Source organism: Bacillus cereus group sp. MYBK79-1, assembly GCF_051915365.1.
Classification (GTDB): Bacteria; Bacillota; Bacilli; order Bacillales; family Bacillaceae_G; genus Bacillus_A.
This window is the reverse complement of sequence record NZ_JBQAEO010000008.1, coordinates 14,849-33,231: the sequence shown is the minus strand read 5'-3', so window position 1 is coordinate 33,231 and position 18,383 is coordinate 14,849. Positions and strand designations below refer to the sequence as shown.

Here is an 18,383-nt window from a genome sequence, read left to right as displayed (position 1 = left end):
AAGAAACCTCACTTTTTGAAGTGAGGTTTCTTTGAGGAAGTGGAGGAATAGTTATGAGTGAATTTGTAAATAAAGAATATGTAGAAATAGATTTTCAAGATGTTTTGATTAAAGAAGAGGAATTGAAGAATTGTACGTTCATAAAATGCCGTTTTAGAGGGATAGATGCATCGGAAGTTTCTACTGAAAATTGTAATTTCATAGAATGTGATTTTACCGGTGCTCTTTTTAATGCTTCTATCCATCAAGGAACTACATTTGCGAATTGTAAGTTTGTTGGTGCGAATTTATTTGTATCGAAGTTTGAAGAATGTAAAATGACTGGCTCTGATTTTGAAGAAGCGAATTTAGACGGAATAACTATACTATCGGGCGATTGGTCCTATACGAATCTAAGGTTCGCGAACTTAAGTAAACAAATGTTAAAAGGTATACGTTTAAATGAAGCTGACCTATATGAATGTAATTTAGAAAAAGCAGATTTACGTGAAGCGGATTTAACCGGTGCACAATTAGGTAAGGCGAAACTTAGCGGTGCAAATTTAAAAGGGGCGATAGTTGATAGAATTGATTTTACAAGTTTTGATTTAAAAAATGTGAAATTAGATATAGCGCAGGCAGTTGCAGTAGCAAGATGTTATGGGGCTAAGGTGAACTAAATTGTTTGTAAAACCGTTCAAAATGCTGAACGGTTTTACAAATCATAATAGTTTTAAAAATTACTTTCTATATAAGAAGCTATTTCATTAGCAAGAGTCGATGTTAATAATGTAGATATATTGCTCAAAATGATGATTGTAGCCTCTTTGTCAATTAATCGTAAATAGGAAGACGTAAAGCCGTTAATTCCGCCGTGATGGAATATAAGTTTATTATTTTTTTCAGTCATAGCAATATTCCAACCGTAACCATATCCGTAAGATTCTGCAGTAAACATGCGAGACGTCATCCTGCTTGATAATAAGTGATTTTCTTTTAGCGCCTTATCAAATGTATATAAATCTTCGGCTGTAGAAACTAATCCACCAGCTGAATATGAATTAGACATATGAATAAATGATGCGTTCTGAAGGCCATGGTTTGGATGTAACTCATACCCAGTTGCTTTATGTTTTTGAATGAAATGATTCAAATCAACACCTGTGTTTATTATAGAGAGTGGGTAGAAAATCCTCTTTTTAAGAAATTCCTCATAAGACATTCCACTTATAACTTCAATAATTTTTCCTAATATAATGTAACCTGAATTCGAATAATTGAATTTTTCACCAGGACTAGATTCAAAGGGACACGCAATAATCCACTGTATTAATTCATCCGGTGTTCGAGGCTGTAAAGACTGTAATAAAAAGTCTTGTTGAGCAGTAATATTACCAACTCCAGCAGTATGATTTAATAAATGCTTGATCATAATTTGATTTCCTTTTGGGAAATTTGGAATGAATTGATCTAAAGTATCATGTAGCTGTAATTTTTCCTCTTCCACCAGCATTAAAATTGAAACTGCTGTGAAGATTTTAGTTATTGATCCAATACGAAACTTTGTTGTAGATGTATTAGGTATGTCCCAATTATAATTAGCTTTTCCAAATGACTGCTTATAAAGAGTCTCTTCTTTATGGACTATTAAAATTGTTCCGTTAAATTTTTCGGTATTTTTATATAATAATGAATTGATATATGAGTTTAGCAAATTTCAGGCACTCCTTTAAATATTGGAATATTCGTTACCTGAAATGGAATCCAACGGCATAGGCAATTCCCCCTAAATGAAATATTTTTACATTACTTTTTTATTTTATAATGCAAGTAATATAAGAAGCAAGTTGGTTTAAAGTTTATAAAAATAAAGGTTTTTTTATTGCTTGGGGCGATACTTTAGTAGTTCATATTTTGAAGGTGGAGGGAAACAATTATGGAAGTAAGAAAATTGATAGTAATTGAAGCTAGTGAATTAAGTGAACTTGCACTACATGTAAAAGCAGCAGTTGCCCGTTCATAATAGTAGTATAATAGTAAATGAGGTGTTAATAATATGGAAGATAAAACATTAGGTATACTACTAGATGTTGTTGGGGAATTATTTTCAGATGAAATATCAATCGCTGTTTCGAATACGAAAGAATATATTTATTATCGGCCAAGTAAACGAATTGATTTAAAGATTAGTGCTGGGGACCCTATTAAGGAAGGGACGATTGCTCATAAAGCAATGGTAACGAAGCAAAAAGCCTCTGAGTTTATTAACCGGGATGTTTTCGGTATTCCTTATCATGGAATGGCCGTACCGTTTTCAAATAATGGGAAGATTGAAGGGTGCGTGACGGCAATTTATCCAGCTTTAACGGATGGAAAATCAGTCGTTACTTTAAAAACAACAGACGGATGGGTTCCGGTTCCTTTTTCAAAGGTCATGTATTTAGAGGCTAAAGATAAAAAAACGTATGTGAATTCAGAAGAGTTAACAGGCACACATAAATACTCTCTACAAGAATTTGAATACTTGCTTCCGAAAGATTCGTTTATTAGATGCCACCGTTCCTTTATTGTAAATGTTAATTATATTAAAGCGATTTATCCTGATACGCATTCTACTTTTGTACTTTCTATGGATAGTGGAGAGAGGGTACCAGTAAGTCAATCATACGCCAGTTATTTTCGTAAGCTTTTAGGATTCTAAATCTTTCTGCTTTAGAACCTAGACTCACTCTTTTATCTGAATTTTCGGTATTGTGTACGAAAATCCCTATTTTGATGGTGTTAATGTGTAAAATAATTATGAATATTCATTGGGAGAGGGATTACATATGGAGAATAATTTGGATAGAATTAGGGATCAACGATTAAAGGATCGAGTAGTTACACCTGAAGAGGCAGCTTCATGGATTGAAAGTGGAATGACTTTGGGTTTAAGTGGATTTACACGTGCTGGGGATGTAAAAGCAGTCCCGTTTGCCCTTGTAAACCGAGTTAAGAATGATAAATCTTTTAAAGTAAATGTTTATACAGGGGCTTCCTTAGGTTCGGATGTAGATAAATTATTTGCTGAGGCAGGAATTTTAGGGAAAAGGTTGCCTTTCCAAGCCGATGCTACTATGCGAAAAGGAATTAATAACGGAGACTTTTTATTTGTAGATCAGCACTTATCTCATACAGCAGAGTTACTTCGTGCTGACGTTATGGATATAGATTTCGCTATTTTGGAAGCGGTTGCGATTACTGAAGACGGAATGATTATTCCAACCACTTCAATTGGAAATTCCTTAGCGTTCTCTTTAAATGCTAAGTCCATTATTATTGAAATGAATATGGCTCAATCTATGCAACTAGAAGGGCTGCATGATTTATATGAACCAGGTAAACAAGGGGAAAGACTTCCAATTCCGCTCGTAAAAACGGATGATCGAATTGGAACAATCGGTATCCCAATTGATGCTGAAAAAGTGAAGGGAATTGTGTTTACGAATCAACTGGATTCACCATCGACAATTGTTCCTCCAGATGAAGAAACTGTTATTATGGCACAACATTTAATAGAGTTCCTTCAAGAAGAAGTTAAAGTAGGCCGATTAACAAAGCGTTTAGCACCGTTACAATCGGGAATTGGTTCAGTTGCTAATGCAGTATTGCACGGCATGCTAGATTCTGAGTTTGAAGATTTAGAAGTGTATTCTGAAGTTTTACAAGATGCGGTCTTTGATCTAATGGACGCTGGGAAAGTTAATTTTGCTTCCTGCTGCTCCATCACGCTTTCAGAAGAGAAAATGCAACAAGTATTTTCTAACTTTGAAAAATATCGTGATAAATTAATGATGCGCCCGCAAGAGATTTCTAATCATCCTGAAATCATTCGTCGCCTTGGATTAATCTCGATTAATACTGCTTTAGAATTAGATATATACGGAAATGTTAACTCTACTCACGTTTTAGGTACAAAGATGATGAATGGTATTGGTGGTTCTGGTGATTTTGCGAGAAATGCACGTCTAGCTATATTTGTTACTAAATCAATAGCAAAAGGTGGTAACATTTCAAGTATCGTTCCTTTCGTTTCGCATGTAGACCATACGGAACACGATGTAGATGTTATCGTTACTGAACAAGGCTATGCTGATTTAAGGGGACTAGCGCCAAGAGAAAGAGTGGAACTAATTATTGAGAATTGCGCACATCCAATGTATCGTGACCAGCTAAGAGCTTATTACGAAGAAGCACAAACAAGAGGTGGACAAACGCCTCATGTTTTAGAAAAAGCTTTTTCTTGGCATACGAATTATGCTAAAAATGGAACAATGATTGAAGCAGTAGTAGAAACTGTTTAGAAGTACAAAAATGATTTTTAATATAATATGCCATAAAGGTTAAAAGAAAAAGAACGCTAATTTTCAGGAATGGCGTTCTTTTTCTTTTAAAAAATTGTTACCTATTATGAAGAATTATAAAAGGTTTTTTAAATTACTTTTTCGAATCAGTTTAATAGTTTACATATTGAAGGTGAGGAGAAAGGATCATGAAGATAAGAAAAGCGTTATTAAGCGAAGCAGATGAACTAAGTGAACTCGCACTACATTCAGAAGCAACGTGGAACTATAGTGAAGAATTCATACTTGCTTGTAAGGAAGATTTAACAATTACCGTTGAGTACATAAAATATAATTTTGTATATGTTTTAGAAAACGATAATACGAAGATTGGGTTTTTCTCATTTTTACGTAACGATAAAGCTCTCGATTTCCTATACATTCATCCTCGTTACAAAGGAAAGGGGTATGGGAAAATAATGTGGAAGTTTGTAATAGAGTAAGCAAATGAACTAGGAATAAAAAGCTTTACAATTGATAGTGATCCGAATGCAAAAGGATATTACTTGAAGATGGGAGCGAAGTTAATAGGAGAGACACCATCAACGGTTTTTAAGGAGCGTTTACTGCTTCTTTTGAAATATGATGTGTAAAACAATTAATAGTAGGAGAAGCTGAAAATGGATAATGTAAAGGCAAAAAGAATATATGAAGAACTAATAAAATCGTGGTCGATTGAAACAAGTTCAAAGTGGACTCTTGAAAATCCAGTAAAGGGACAGTGTGGTGTAACGGCTCTAGTTATTCAAGATATATACGGAGGGAAAATCAAAAAGACAAAAGTTGGAGAGGAGTGGCACTTTTATAACTGTATAGCTGGACAGAGGTTTGATTTTACAGAGACTCAATTCAGTGGAAAATTGAATTATTTGGATGTGGAATCAAATCGGGAAGAAGCGTTTGCGGATACAAATGGAAAACAATATAGCATTTTGAAGGAAAAGATAATGAAAGAATTGAAATTATCTTTTGACTCTTAATCTTTAATAAGTTACTATAATGGTGGTAACTTATTAAAGGGAACTTCATAGAGTTGAAAGGGGAAATACTTTTGAAAACAACTTATGTAAACGCTACAATCGTAACGATGAATGAGCAAAAAGAAGTGATAGAAAATGGATATATCATTGTAGAAAATGATCAAATTATAGATGTAAAGAGAGGAAAATTCGCTAATGATTTTGAAGTAAATGAAGTAATTGATATGAAAGGAAAGTGGGTTTTACCAGGTCTTGTAAATACACATACACACGTTGTAATGAGTCTCTTAAGAGGTATTGGCGATGATATGTTATTACAACCATGGCTGGAGACGAGAATTTGGCCACTTGAAAGTCAGTTTACTCCAGAGCTTGCGGTCGCTAGTACGGAATTAGGATTACTTGAAATGGTGAAAAGTGGTACAACATCATTCTCTGACATGTTTAATCCAATTGGAGTAGATCAAGATGCCATTATGGAAACGGTATCAAGGAGTGGAATGCGAGCTGCTGTTTCAAGAACTTTATTTAGCTTCGGAACGAAAGACGATGAAAAGAAAGCAATTGAAGAAGCTGAGAAATATGTAAAGCGTTACTATAACGAAAGTGGCATGTTAACTACGATGGTTGCACCGCATAGTCCATATACATGTTCCACAGAACTATTAGAAGAATGCGCACGTATTGCAGTAGAAAATCAGACAATGGTTCATATTCATCTTTCGGAAACAGAGCGTGAAGTACGTGATATTGAAGCACAGTACGGAAAACGTCCAGTAGAATATGCAGCAAGTTGCGGGTTATTTAAACGCCCAACAGTTATTGCACACGGTGTAGTATTAAATGAAAATGAGCGTGCATTTTTAGCAGAACATGATGTTCGAGTAGCTCATAACCCGAATAGTAATTTAAAACTAGGTTCTGGTATAGCAAATGTAAAAGCGATGCTAGAAGCAGGAATGAAAGTAGGAATTGCAACAGATAGTGTGGCATCTAACAATAATTTAGACATGTTTGAAGAAATGCGCATCGCAACATTATTACAAAAAGGTATTCATCAAGATGCAACAGCATTACCAGTTGAAACAGCTCTTACACTTGCGACTAAAGGAGCTGCTGAAGTAATCGGAATGAAACAAACAGGATCACTTGAGGTCGGAAAATGTGCTGATTTTATTACGATTGACCCATCTAATAAGCCGCATTTACAACCAGCAGATGAAGTGTTATCGCACCTTGTATATGCTGCTAGTGGAAAAGATGTAAGTGATGTTATTATTAACGGAAAACGTGTCGTTTGGAATGGCGAATGCAAAACGTTAGATGAAGAGCGTATTATATTTGAAGCTAGTCGTTATAAGCGAGGTTTACAAAGATAGGTATTTGAGAAAGCGATCCTTTTTAAAAAGGATCGCTTTTTTCTTGAACGAATAAATATTCAAAAGAATGTCGCATCTTTCTGTTCATATTTCTGCTATAATATATAACGCTTTATAATATTTTATACTTAAGGAGAACAACTCATGAAGCAAAAAAAGAGCCATTTAATGGTAATGGCACTTGTTACATCTTTATTATTAACAGCTTGTAATAATAAAGAGAATAAAAGTGACACAGAGGCAAAAAAACAAGTATTAAATGTAACTGTATCAGAAGAAATTCCTTCTCTTGATACTGCGAAAACGATGGATGGTACATCAGCACACGTTATGCAAAACATATTTGAAGGGTTGTATGTATTAGATGATCAAGATCAGCCTATTCCAGCAGTAGCAAAATCGTTTAAAAGAAGTGAAGATGGTAAAAAATATACATTTGATTTGCGTAAAGATGCAAAATGGTCAAATGGAGACAGTGTAACAGCAAATGATTTTATGTTTGCATGGAAACGTGCAATTAATCCTGAAACAGCGTCTCAATATGCTTACATGCTCTTTTACATGAAAAATGCGAAAGAGATAAATAAGGGAACAATGCCTCTTAATGAACTTGGAGTTAAAGCAATAAATGATTATACGTTAGAAGTGGAACTAGAACAGCCAATTCCGTATTTTTTACAGTTGTTAGCACTGCCGATTTACTTACCGCAGCATGAATCATTTTTGAAAGAGCAAGGAAAGAATTATGCATTGGAATCTAGTAATCTCATATATAATGGGCCATTTGTATTAGAGAAGTGGAAGCATGAACAAGAGTTTCAATTAAAGAAGAATGCTACATATTGGGATCAAAAGAAAGTGAAATTAGACGAGATAAACTTTCAAATTGTAAAGGATACAATGACGGTTGTTAATTTATACGAAGCTGGTGATTTAGACCGGGTATCTATTAATTCTCAATTTGTAGACAAGTATAAAGGGAATAAGGAATTACATATGTCGAGCGATCCTGGAATCGCTATGCTACGTTTTAATGAGAAAAATAGTGTGTTAGCAAATAAAAAGGTGCGTCAATCTATTTCATTAGCGTTAAATAAAGAAGATTTCGTTGCTCACTTTATAAATAACGGGGCAAAATCTGCAAGTGGACTTGTACCGGCTGGTCATATAAATGAAGAGACTGGTAAAGATTTTAGAAAAGAAAACGGAGATCTTTCTCCATATGATTTGCAAAATGCGAAAAAGATTTGGGAAGAAGCGAAAAAAGAGCTTGGAGTAGAGCTAGTAAACCTCGAGTTTTTAACATATGAACAAGATAATGCAATACGTATGGCGGAATATATAAAAGGTGACTTAGAAAAGCATTTGCAAGGAATCGCGATACAAATTAAACAACAGCCATTTAAGCAAAAATTACAGTTAGAACAAACAGGGGATTACGATATATCTATGGCAAATTGGGGACCTGATTATAAAGACCCAATTAGTTATTTAGAACTATTCACGACGGGTAATCCGAATAATAAAATGAATTATTCTAACCGTCACTACGATGAATTAATAAAGAAAGCGAAAAGCGATTTAGTACTAGATCAGAAGAAAAGATGGGAAGCATTGCAAGAGGCCGAGCGTATTTTATTAGAGGATGCTGCGGTTGCGCCGCTTTATCAAATGGGCTCAGCATACGTACAAAAGGATTATGTAAAAGGGATTGAGAAGCATCAATTTGGTGGCGTTTATACTTATAAGAATGCTTATATTGATAAGAAGTAAATAAAAAAACTTACTTTTTGAAGTGAACCCGAATAGTGGTACATGAAAAAACATCTCCTGAATTCGCATACTAAGTATGCAATTTTAATGGAGGTGTTTTTGTTTTGAAAACAAAATATGTGGATTTTAATGTTTGTTATTGGAACAAGTGTAGGAGTAAAGAAAGAATAAGATAAAAAGGACGATACACATTATGCATGCATAATGTGTATCGTCCTTTATTTTTTATGATTTTTTACTATTTAGGTCTTAATAATAAAAAAAGATTTGATATGTTGAAGAAAGCCTCGATGTTTATAAAAGGTTGTATAGCTTTGCCTTTTAGATAATTTAGTCTAAAGGGGTGTTTATATTAAAAAAGAGGTTCTATGATTATTGAAGAGGAAGGTAAAAACATTCGATCACCAGCAGTATAAGAGCATTATTATGCTGAACCGAGTTTTCACACATAATTTCTATTAAACCGATTTTAATAAAGAATAAAAATTCGTATCATATGGGATATCATCTTGATACATATAATTTCTTAGAACGCCTTCTTTTTCAAATCCTAATTTTAATAGTACTTTATTGGAAGCTTCATTTTCAAGAAAGACAATTGCCCCGATCCGTTTTAGATGAAGTGTGTGGAAACCGTATGATATAACGTCAGAAACCGCTTCAGTCGCATATCCATTTCCCCAGTGTTCAGGGAGAAAGGCATAACTTATATTGGCTCGTTTATGCTCAGAAGACCAATCATGAAACCCAATTGTTCCAATAAGTTCTTTCTTGTCTTTTAATTCAATTCCCCATTTTATACCGCTTCTTGCATTGTAACTGAGCTTAAAGTTATGAATGACTTGTTTCACTTGATCAGCATCCTGTAATGGTTTTTGGCCATAATAGCGCAGTACGTCAGTGTTAGAAAAGCATTGTAGTACACTCGGTGCATCTTCTTCGGTAAGTTCTCGTAAAATGAGTCGGTCGGTTTTTAATATAGGAAACATGCTGTCACTCCATTTCTTCTGAAACTAGAATGTGTTGTTATTATATAATTTAGTCTGAAAATAAAGATTATTCAAGAGGTAAGTACGGTTTTGATTTATGATAAAATTGATTGTGGAATATATTTCAAAAAGAGGTTTGTATATGGAGAAAAACTCAATTTTAATTGTAGATGATGATCAAGATATTATTCGATTTGTGAAAGTGAATTTAATGCAAGAAGGTTTTAAAGTTTTTAGTGCTCATAATGGAGAAAAGGCTTTAGAAATAATAAATAATAACAGTATTCAACTTGCTATTTTGGATATTATGATGCCACAAATGGATGGGATAGAATTGTGTAGAAGAATTAGAGAGAAACATAGTTTACCAATTATGTTTTTAAGCGCAAAATCATCGGATGTAGATAAGGTAATAGGATTTAGTACTGGAGCAGATGATTATATTGTGAAGCCGTTCAGTACAATTGAATTTATAGCAAGAGTGAAAGCTCAATTAAGAAGGTATACATATTTTAATCAAAATGCTGTCCAAGTAATAGAAAAGAAAATAAACATTAGAGGGTTAGGAATAGATGAAGTGTCGAGATCAGTAATGTTATATGGAGAAACAATCAATCTTACGAAAACTGAATATGATATTTTGTACTTAATGGCAGCTGCAAAGAATCGTGTGTTTACTATTGAAGAAATATATGAGAGCGTTTGGAAAGAAAGAGCCTATGAAAGTAATAATACAGTAATGGTTCATATTGCAAGATTAAGAAATAAAATTGAAGAGAATCCAAAAGAACCGAAGTTTATTCAAAATGTTTGGGGAGTCGGATATAAAATTGAAGATTAAATCATTACAAGGTATTAGAGCTAAGTTTTTTATCGCATTCATATGTAGCATTTTGTTAGCAACTGTAAGTATAATAGTGTTTCAAATTTTAATTGGAAATATATATAGTCATGTTACTGCATTAGAAGAAAAATATTCATTTTTATATTTTATAGTTTTTTTGATTTTTACTACAACATATTTTGCATTCATGACAAAAACAATGATGAAAAGATTATTTGAAATTAATAAGAACGTGAAGGAAATAAGTAATGGTAATTTGGAAATACATATACCTATTTCAAAAAATGACGAGATTGGTGAATTGGCGATGAATGTTAATAGAATGGCTAAAAGTTTAAAAGAGTCTATCGAAAATGAAAAAAAATCGCAGGAAACGAAAAATGAAATGATTAGCAATATTTCTCATGACTTACGAACACCTGTAACATCTCTAATCGGTTACGCGGACCTGTTAGGAAATCAGCTTCATTCAAATAGAGAAGAATGTGAACAGTATGTAAGTATATTAAAGCGAAAAAGTTATGAATTAAAAAATCAAGTAGATGATTTATTAGAATATTGTCAAATAAATTATAGGGAGATCGAATTACATAAAAGTGTAGTAAATATGAAAGCGTTCATTGAACAAATCATGATTGATTTTGTACCACAACTAGATGATGCCGATATGAGCTTTTGTATTAATGGTGATAAGGAGTTACATGTGGAAATGGATGTAGCGCTTATGGTAAGGCTGTTCGAAAATGTAATTAGTAATAGTATTATATACGGGAAAGACGGAAAACAGATTTTGATTCAAATTTCTAAAAGAGACATGAATGTTGAAATAGAAATTAAAAATTTTGGACAATGTATTCCGAATGAGAACCTTCCTTACGTTTTTGAGAAGTTTTATCGTGGTGAAAAATCACGTAGCTCTCATACGGGTGGAAAAGGAATGGGACTTGCAATTGCGAGAAGTATAGCAGAGCTTCATAAAGGGGAGATCACTGTGTGCAGTAACGAGAAAGAAACTGTTTTCACTATCGTTTTACCACAGTATAAAGAATTGTAAGAAAGTCGTAAGTATTTCTTTTATATGTCGTAATGTTCACTTCGTATCATATAGAAAAAAGATATGAGAGTGGGGATACAACATGTGGAAAAAATATGTATTAGTAATTTTAGTTGTGTTTTTAATTTTAAGTTGGAGTGTAGTTTATTTAGCTAAAGGCGTTATATCAGTCATTGTTTGGTGGAGTATACAAGCCTTTAGTATAGTATCAATCGTTATTTTGATAGGGTCAGTATTACTATTTTTGTGGAAAGTCATTTTTAGAAAACGAATAGATAGAACACTATTATTCATAGTTCTTTTTTCTATAATTGGAGCTTGGCCCTTAGGATGGTTCGCTAACATAGGTGGACTTGCTTACCCAGCAGATATACAGTCTATGAGTCCTAAAGCAGTAGTTCGTTTTCCTTTGAATGAACGAGCATTAGTGGGATGGGGCGGTGATCGATTAGAAACGAACTATCATGTTATAAAACCAAATGAACGCTGGGCATATGATATTCTTATTCCGCCTGCTGAAGTAAAAAGTAGTAAGTTAGAGGATTATGGAATATATGGAGCGGAAGTAATGGCACCAGCTTCTGGAACAGTTGTATCTATCAATAATGATGAAAAAGATGTAGTTCCAGGAGAGGATGATTTTGAGTCAATGGCGGGGAATCATATTTATTTACGACTAGATGAATCAGGGACTTTTTTGATTCTTGCCCATTTAAAAAAAGGGTCAATTAAGGTGAAGGAAGGACAACATGTAAATGAAGGAGAATTTCTTGCTCAGGTCGGTAACTCAGGAAGTTCAAGTGAGCCGCATTTACATATTCATCATCAAAGGCAGGATCCATCAAAGGTGAGTATATTTTTCTCGGAAGGATTACCACTTTACTTTCGAACTGAAAAAGGTGCGACGATGCCAAAAAGAGGTACATACATAAGTGGTAAGTAGAAGAGAATTACTTCGCTAAAAAAGGTATTCCCGTCTTATTGGAATACCTTTTCTTATTACCCTACAAAAGTTTGATACAGTAAGAAAATATTTAAAATGATAACAAGTGCAGCAATAATCCAAGCGATAAAGGTTGTTATGCGGTGGTTAACGAGTGCACCCATAATTTTTTTACTGCTTGTAAACATAATGAGTGGTACTAATGCAAAGGCAATACCGAATGATAAGACGACTTGGCTCATGACTAGAGCGTAAGTTGGATTTACACCTAAAGCGATAATAACTAATGGTGGAATCATTGTAATAAAGCGGCGTAAGTATAACGGAATATGCATTCGAATGAAACCTTGCATGATTATATCGCCTGACATTGTACCGACAGAAGAGCTAGATAGTCCTGCTGATAAGAGCCCAATTCCAAATAACGCAGCGGATGCAGGACCGACTAAATTACTAAAATGATTAAAAGCAACGTCAAGGTCTTCAACGTGTAAACCGTTTTTAAAGAATAGTGCCGCTGCTACAATTAACATACTTGCATTAATTGCTCCAGCGATAACCATTGCGATAATAATATCAATAAACTCGAAACGGAAAATCTTTTTCTTTTGTTCATCATTTGTTCCGACTACGCGGCGCTGCGTTAAGGCGGAATGTAAATAGATTGCATGTGGCATAACTGTCGCACCTAAAATTCCGGCTGCAAGTAATATACTGTCTACACCTTGGAATTTTGGAATGAAAAGTCCTGAAAGTAGAGGACTTAATTCTGGTTTTGCATAGAAGACTTGTACACCAAAAGCGATAACAACGATAAAAATCATTCCTGTTATGATAGCTTCTAATGGACGAAAGCCTCTACGTTGAAATTCAAGAATAATAAATGAACCGACTGCTGTAATTAAAGCGGCAGGGAGCATCGGAATTCCGAATAATAAATACAATCCGAGTGCTGCCCCAATAAACTCAGCTAAATCAGTAGCCATAATAACGAGTTCACCTTGTATCCATAAGCCGATGGAAACAGGTTTTGGGAAGTTTTCTCGAGCTATTTCAGGAAGGTTTCTGCCTGTAGCGATTCCTAATTTAGCTGATAAAGTTTGGATTAATACAGCCATTAAATTAGAAGCGAGAATTACCCAGAGTAATAAATATCCATATTGTGATCCAGCGGCAATATTTGTTGCGAAATTGCCAGGATCAATATAAGCGACTGAAGCGATGAAAGCAGGACCTAAAAAGGGTAATAGTCTTTTTAAACCTTTCGTTTGTCCGCTTAATGCTAAATGCGCTGATTGAACAGTTGTACTTTGAGAAGGGACTTGTTCATCTTTTGATATATCTTTATTCATATTCGTTTTCCCCTTTGAAATGTTAACTTGATGAAATTATTGTAAGTATTCTTATTGCTTATTTCAATACATTTAAATGTATTGGTGATATTTTTATTTGAACATAAATGTTTCCTTAGTGCAAATTATATGCCTTTATGCAATTGATGGTGTGGTGTTATGAGAAATTGGGAGTTTATGGTGTGCTGACGAGGGGAAACATAATAAATTAAAGGGCTGTTTTTGAAATTTATGTGAACATAAAGCCTATAATACAGTATATTAATTGATGGAATTGCATTTGTATGATATATAATATATTGGGATTACAACTTAACCATAGTGTTTTGATGTGTAATCTTGTTTTTTATTTTTGTTAACTGATAGAAAATAGTATAAAGAGAAGAAAATGTGAATTCATTTTCTTATTATATATGTTTTGATATGAACGTTAACTTATACATGATTTTAAAAATTAGATAGGTGGTAGAAATACATTGGCAACTACAAAACCATACAGAGTATTACTATATTACATGTACACAACAATTGAAAACCCTGAAGAATTCGCTGCAGAGCATTTAGCATTTTGTAATTCACTTGAATTAAAAGGTAGAATTCTTGTAGCAAAAGAAGGTATTAACGGAACTTGTTCTGGTACTGTAGAACAAACAGAGAAATACATGGAAGCGATGAACAATGATCCACGTTTTGACGGTATCGTATTTAAAATAGATGAAGAAGAGGGGCATGCATTCAAGAAAATGCACGTACGTCCTCGTCCAGAGTTAGTGACACTTCGTCTAGAAGATGACATTAATCCAAAAGAGATTACTGGTAAGTATTTAGAGCCAAAAGATTTTTATGAGGCAATGAAACAAGAAGACACAGTTATCATTGATGCACGAAATGATTATGAATTTGATCTAGGTCACTTCAAAGGCGCGATCAAACCTGATATTGAATCATTCCGTGAGTTGCCAGATTGGATTCGAGAAAACAAAGAAACACTTGAAGGCAAAAAGATTTTAACGTACTGTACAGGTGGAATTCGTTGTGAGAAGTTCTCTGGTTGGTTAGTTCGTGAAGGTTACGAAGATGTAGGACAGCTTCATGGCGGTATTGTAACGTACGGAAAAGACCCAGAAGTACAAGGTGAGCTTTGGGACGGACAATGTTACGTATTCGATGAGCGTATCTCTGTACCAGTAAACCAAAAAGAGCATGTTATCGTTGGTAAAGACCACTTTACAGGTGAACCTTGTGAGCGCTATGTAAACTGTGCAAATCCAGAATGTAATAAGAAAATTTTATGTTCTGAAGAAAACGAAGCGAAACATTTACGTGCATGTTCTCATGAGTGTCGTGTAAGCCCACGTAACCGCTACGTAATACAACATGAATTAACAGAAGAACAAGTAGCTGCTGCATTAGAGAAAATCGAGGCAGGGAAGTAAGCTAAATTATTGTAAAAAAGTACTCCAAATTTTATTTTGGAGTACTTTTTTATGATGTGTTTTTTGTCAGTTTTTGTCGGTAAGTCGATATATTTGAAAAATCGCTGATATATTTTGAGTTGCGCCGATATATTTCGAGTTGCGCTGATATAATCGAAAAACCGCTGATATAAATTTCACTCACTGAAATGCACCACGCATTTTTAATTTTTATCACATTTCTCTTTCACAGCAGAAAGTACAGTTTGTTTTACCCATGCGTTTCTTCGTTTATGTTGTATACTCCATTGGTATAAACTTTGCGCACCTAAAATAAGTGAAATGACGATGCCGCTAATTGCTATTAAAAGTGCGAAAAATTCAAGTGGGGATGATATTTTGTTTGAATCGGTGTTTCTTAACAGATCAATCATAGTAAACCCTAACATTTGGCCTACTACAGAGTAGAGCGTTAAAATTAATAATAAAAGGCTATCTTTTTTAGCGGCGACGTTTTCTTGATATTTAAACAAGCTATCAAGATTTTGTTTTGCATTTGAGTAAAGTATCTCAATGTTAAATAGCTTTCTTAAGCGGAAGAAAATATCTTCACTTTGTGACTGGGATACTAGCTCTAAAGAAAAGTAATTCGCCGTAAACGAATTGATTGAGTAAATTAATTTTTCTATTTCATTTGTATCTTGTTCAATGTTTAGTTCAGCATAAGCGTTTGCCATTTTTAATAAAACAATTTTATGAAATAGATTTAATAATAAAGCGTAATAAAACTCCCCATACATTTGACTTGCAAGTTTAGTAATTTCGCGTTCTCCTTCATTTGTTACACATGTGAATATATGTTCTTCCATAATGAAATAGCGATTCGGAGCCCATCTTTGGTAAGCGTGTTGTTTTAAATAATCATGAATATAAGGTAGATTATTTGCACTCACATATGCCTTGCCATCACTTGTTAACCCGGAAAGGCTGGAAGTACGATAAACATCCACTTCACTTAGTTCCATATCTTCTTTTATAGATAATAAAGTTTGAACGTACATTCTTTGGTCTTCAAAGAAAGGAAAGGTTTGAAAGTAAGAGCTTCTTAATCTCTTCTTCTCAAAGAAATCTGTTACGCCATGAAATAAATAACCAAAAATGAATCTTTCCACTTGGGAATACTTTTTTCCATTACATTCAATACAAATAGTCTCGTTTGTATTATTTTTAGTTTCAAGTACACGGAAACGGGCGGCGAATTCAATTGCTTCCGATAATGTCATGTTTGGATCGGTTTCTACTTCTGTCCGAATTGTTAAGAAGCCAAGCTCATAAGGACAAAGTGTTACGTCAATAGAATGAATGGTGAATGGAACGGAAATAAGATTTGTTGTTAAATGTCCAGTTAAGTTAAGGTCTTTAGAATAGCGCTGCAATCCTTTTTGATGCTCTGAGTGAGGGAAGAGTATTTTATTTGTAAATGAAAGATAATATGCTTCCATATTTTGATGTGAAACTTGAAACTTTCCGTAGTATGTATTTTCATTTTCAAGATGATCGAGTCGAAAAGGGTGAAAATCATTTTTCTGTAAGAAAGGGAACATATTTTGTTCATATCCAGTTTTAAAAGAAAAAGGGAATATGAATTGAAATATGACTGTTGTTACATCTTTTTCCTCGATTGTTTGTATTGCCTCCATTTACATTGTTTCCTTTCCATATATGCTATAAAAACAACATGCCCAAATTTATTTGAAAATAACCACTGTTTTATACTTGATTGAGTATGAAAATTCAGCTTATTTAGCAGGGGACATGTATAATGTTATGTATACTAAAAGTTATAAAATTGTATTTTGAAAAGGGGGATGTTGTATGCGTATTTTAGTATTAGGAGCTGGTGGCGTTGGAGGCTTTTTTGGAGGTCGCTTAGTAGAAAAGGGAGAAGATGTTACGTTTCTTGTTCGTAGTAAACGGAAAAAACAATTGGAGGAAAGAGGACTTGTAATCCGAAGCATTAACGGAGATTTTTCCTTCCAACCGAAATTAATAACGAAGGAAAATCGAACTGCTCCATTTGATGTCATTTTATTTTCAACAAAAGCGTATCACTTAAACGAGGCAATTCAAGATGTAAAGCCGTTTGTTGGTGAAAATACGGTCATCATTCCATTGCTAAATGGTATTGCCCATGTATCACTATTACAAAAGGAGTTTGGCGAAGAAAAAGTAATTGGCGGTTTATGCTTTATCGAGACGACGTTAAACGATCAAGGGGAAATTGTACAAACGAGTGCTGCCAACAGGCTTGTATTTGGAGAAATTAAGTCTCATGATTCAGAGAGAATACAGCATATTTCTAAAGCATTTGCAGGTACGAAATCTAGTTTTGTATTAAGTGAAAATATTACGCAAGATATGTGGCATAAATATTTATTCATTACTGTAATGTCGGGTGTGACGACATTAATGCGTGCAACGATAGGACCGATTCGTGAAAGCGAAGGTGGACGTGATTTTATCCAAAACTTATTTGAAGAATGTGTGCAAATCATGAGATTTATAGGAGCACCAATTAAGGAAGATATTGCCCAGGAACATATGAAAACAATTGATAAAATTTCGTATAATATGAAGTCATCGATGCAGCGTGATATGGAAAAAGGTTCGTCCGTTGAAGGGACGCACTTGCAAGGATACTTACTAGATTTAGCGGAACAATTTTCTGTAGAAGCACCATTATTGGGTGCGGTATATCAAAATTTGAAAGTGTATGAAAAAATGATTTTAACTAAAGAAAGGGTATGAAAAAGAGTAAAGGATAGCAACATATAAATGTTGCTATCTTTTTTATTTTTGACAACTTATTCGTTTCTTTTTGTATTTTCTGTCGTATTTCTTTCGTTATCACGGTTACCATATAACTGATTAATTTCATTTGCTAATGCATCTAAATAGGAATCGGAAAAAATAGGCTTCTTTTCTTTAGACATGTGGATCTCCTTTATCGGTTTTTTAGTATTCATTATGTATATTTACCGGCGGATTATGCGCAATCGTCTTAAGTTTTTACTTTTTCAAAATTTTTGTTTACATTTTGAAAATAAAGGAGTATTATAATCCACAGTTTCAATTTTCTAAATCGCTGAAACCGCATGGTGCGGGGGACCCGTTCTTATGGATTAGTACTTAATCCGATGGGGTGAATCCTTGAAAAAGGTAGGGCTACTCATAGGCCCGAATCCGACAGCTAACCTCGTAAGCGTTATATTGAGAAGGAAGGTGGAGCTTGT

At 34.0% G+C, this 18,383-nt stretch carries 16 protein-coding genes, 1 pseudogene and 1 riboswitch; of the genes and pseudogenes, 12 read left to right on the top strand and 5 right to left on the bottom strand.

Going from position 1 to position 18,383, the window contains the following annotated elements; translation table 11 throughout:
- Positions 1–53 precede the first annotated feature (53 nt).
- On the top strand, positions 54–659 hold the full coding sequence (locus ACTFOB_RS14585) for a pentapeptide repeat-containing protein (RefSeq protein ID WP_440027315.1): 606 nt from the start codon (positions 54–56) through the stop codon (positions 657–659).
- Positions 660–712: 53 nt separating this feature from the next.
- Here the strand turns inward: ACTFOB_RS14585 and ACTFOB_RS14580 are convergent, their stop codons facing one another.
- Positions 713–1,693 carry a serine hydrolase domain-containing protein gene (locus ACTFOB_RS14580; protein ID WP_440027317.1) on the bottom strand — a complete coding sequence of 327 codons (981 nt, stop codon included), beginning with the start codon at positions 1,691–1,693 and terminating at the stop codon, positions 713–715.
- A gap of 342 nt (positions 1,694–2,035) precedes the next feature.
- On the opposite strand from ACTFOB_RS14580, the gene ACTFOB_RS14575 reads away from it, so the two are divergent.
- From ACTFOB_RS14575 to ACTFOB_RS14550, 6 genes and pseudogenes are all read left to right on the top strand, one after another.
- Complete coding sequence (locus ACTFOB_RS14575; RefSeq protein WP_098501045.1) at positions 2,036–2,680, top strand: LytTR family DNA-binding domain-containing protein; 645 nt, start codon at positions 2,036–2,038, stop codon at positions 2,678–2,680.
- 127 nt (positions 2,681–2,807) lie between these two features.
- On the top strand, positions 2,808–4,322 hold the full coding sequence (locus ACTFOB_RS14570) for an acetyl-CoA hydrolase/transferase family protein (RefSeq protein WP_440027320.1): 1,515 nt from the start codon (positions 2,808–2,810) through the stop codon (positions 4,320–4,322).
- A gap of 188 nt (positions 4,323–4,510) precedes the next feature.
- Positions 4,511–4,954: pseudogene (locus tag ACTFOB_RS14565) on the top strand (GNAT family N-acetyltransferase).
- Positions 4,955–4,981: 27 nt separating this feature from the next.
- A complete protein-coding gene (locus tag ACTFOB_RS14560) occupies positions 4,982–5,341 on the top strand; it encodes a YunG family protein (RefSeq protein ID WP_440027322.1) in 360 nt (119 codons plus the stop codon).
- A 53-nt stretch (positions 5,342–5,394) separates the two neighbouring features.
- A complete protein-coding gene (locus tag ACTFOB_RS14555; RefSeq protein ID WP_440027325.1) occupies positions 5,395–6,720 on the top strand; it encodes a bifunctional S-methyl-5'-thioadenosine deaminase/S-adenosylhomocysteine deaminase in 1,326 nt (441 codons plus the stop codon).
- A 144-nt stretch (positions 6,721–6,864) separates the two neighbouring features.
- Entirely contained in the window at positions 6,865–8,493 is a 1,629-nt protein-coding gene (locus ACTFOB_RS14550; protein WP_440027327.1) for a peptide ABC transporter substrate-binding protein, read from the top strand.
- A gap of 458 nt (positions 8,494–8,951) precedes the next feature.
- Here the strand turns inward: ACTFOB_RS14550 and ACTFOB_RS14545 are convergent, their stop codons facing one another.
- Positions 8,952–9,482 (bottom strand): GNAT family N-acetyltransferase, encoded by a 531-nt coding sequence (locus ACTFOB_RS14545; RefSeq protein WP_440027328.1) that lies wholly within the window; start codon positions 9,480–9,482, stop codon positions 8,952–8,954.
- A 142-nt stretch (positions 9,483–9,624) separates the two neighbouring features.
- Between ACTFOB_RS14545 and ACTFOB_RS14540 the strand changes: the two genes are divergently transcribed.
- The 3 genes from ACTFOB_RS14540 to ACTFOB_RS14530 all read left to right on the top strand — a co-directional run bounded on the left by ACTFOB_RS14540 (position 9,625) and on the right by ACTFOB_RS14530 (position 12,323).
- Positions 9,625–10,323 (top strand): response regulator transcription factor, encoded by a 699-nt coding sequence (locus tag ACTFOB_RS14540; RefSeq protein ID WP_440027330.1) that lies wholly within the window; start codon positions 9,625–9,627, stop codon positions 10,321–10,323.
- On the top strand, positions 10,313–11,380 hold the full coding sequence (locus tag ACTFOB_RS14535; RefSeq protein ID WP_440027333.1) for a sensor histidine kinase: 1,068 nt from the start codon (positions 10,313–10,315) through the stop codon (positions 11,378–11,380). Before ACTFOB_RS14540 ends, ACTFOB_RS14535 begins: the two co-directional genes overlap by 11 nt.
- Positions 11,381–11,462: 82 nt before the next feature.
- On the top strand, positions 11,463–12,323 hold the full coding sequence (locus ACTFOB_RS14530) for a M23 family metallopeptidase (RefSeq protein ID WP_440027335.1): 861 nt from the start codon (positions 11,463–11,465) through the stop codon (positions 12,321–12,323).
- A gap of 56 nt (positions 12,324–12,379) precedes the next feature.
- Here ACTFOB_RS14530 and ACTFOB_RS14525 read toward each other — a convergent pair whose 3' ends face one another.
- A complete protein-coding gene (locus ACTFOB_RS14525; RefSeq protein ID WP_440027337.1) occupies positions 12,380–13,675 on the bottom strand; it encodes an Nramp family divalent metal transporter in 1,296 nt (431 codons plus the stop codon).
- A 476-nt stretch (positions 13,676–14,151) separates the two neighbouring features.
- Here ACTFOB_RS14525 and trhO point away from each other — a divergent pair, with 476 nt between their 5' ends.
- A complete protein-coding gene (trhO, locus tag ACTFOB_RS14520; RefSeq protein WP_440027338.1) occupies positions 14,152–15,111 on the top strand; it encodes an oxygen-dependent tRNA uridine(34) hydroxylase TrhO in 960 nt (319 codons plus the stop codon).
- Positions 15,112–15,314: 203 nt separating this feature from the next.
- Here trhO and ACTFOB_RS14515 read toward each other — a convergent pair whose 3' ends face one another.
- Positions 15,315–16,790 (bottom strand): hypothetical protein, encoded by a 1,476-nt coding sequence (locus tag ACTFOB_RS14515; protein WP_440027339.1) that lies wholly within the window; start codon positions 16,788–16,790, stop codon positions 15,315–15,317.
- 175 nt (positions 16,791–16,965) lie between these two features.
- On the opposite strand from ACTFOB_RS14515, the gene panE reads away from it, so the two are divergent.
- On the top strand, positions 16,966–17,898 hold the full coding sequence (gene panE, locus ACTFOB_RS14510; protein ID WP_440027341.1) for a 2-dehydropantoate 2-reductase: 933 nt from the start codon (positions 16,966–16,968) through the stop codon (positions 17,896–17,898).
- Between the two features lie 56 nt (positions 17,899–17,954).
- On the opposite strand, the gene ACTFOB_RS14505 is transcribed toward panE, so the two are convergent.
- Positions 17,955–18,083, bottom strand: coding sequence for a hypothetical protein (locus ACTFOB_RS14505; RefSeq protein ID WP_264158327.1), 129 nt, complete (start codon positions 18,081–18,083; stop codon positions 17,955–17,957).
- 140 nt (positions 18,084–18,223) lie between these two features.
- Positions 18,224–18,370: riboswitch (cyclic di-AMP (ydaO/yuaA leader) on the top strand.
- Positions 18,371–18,383: the final 13 nt, after the last annotated feature.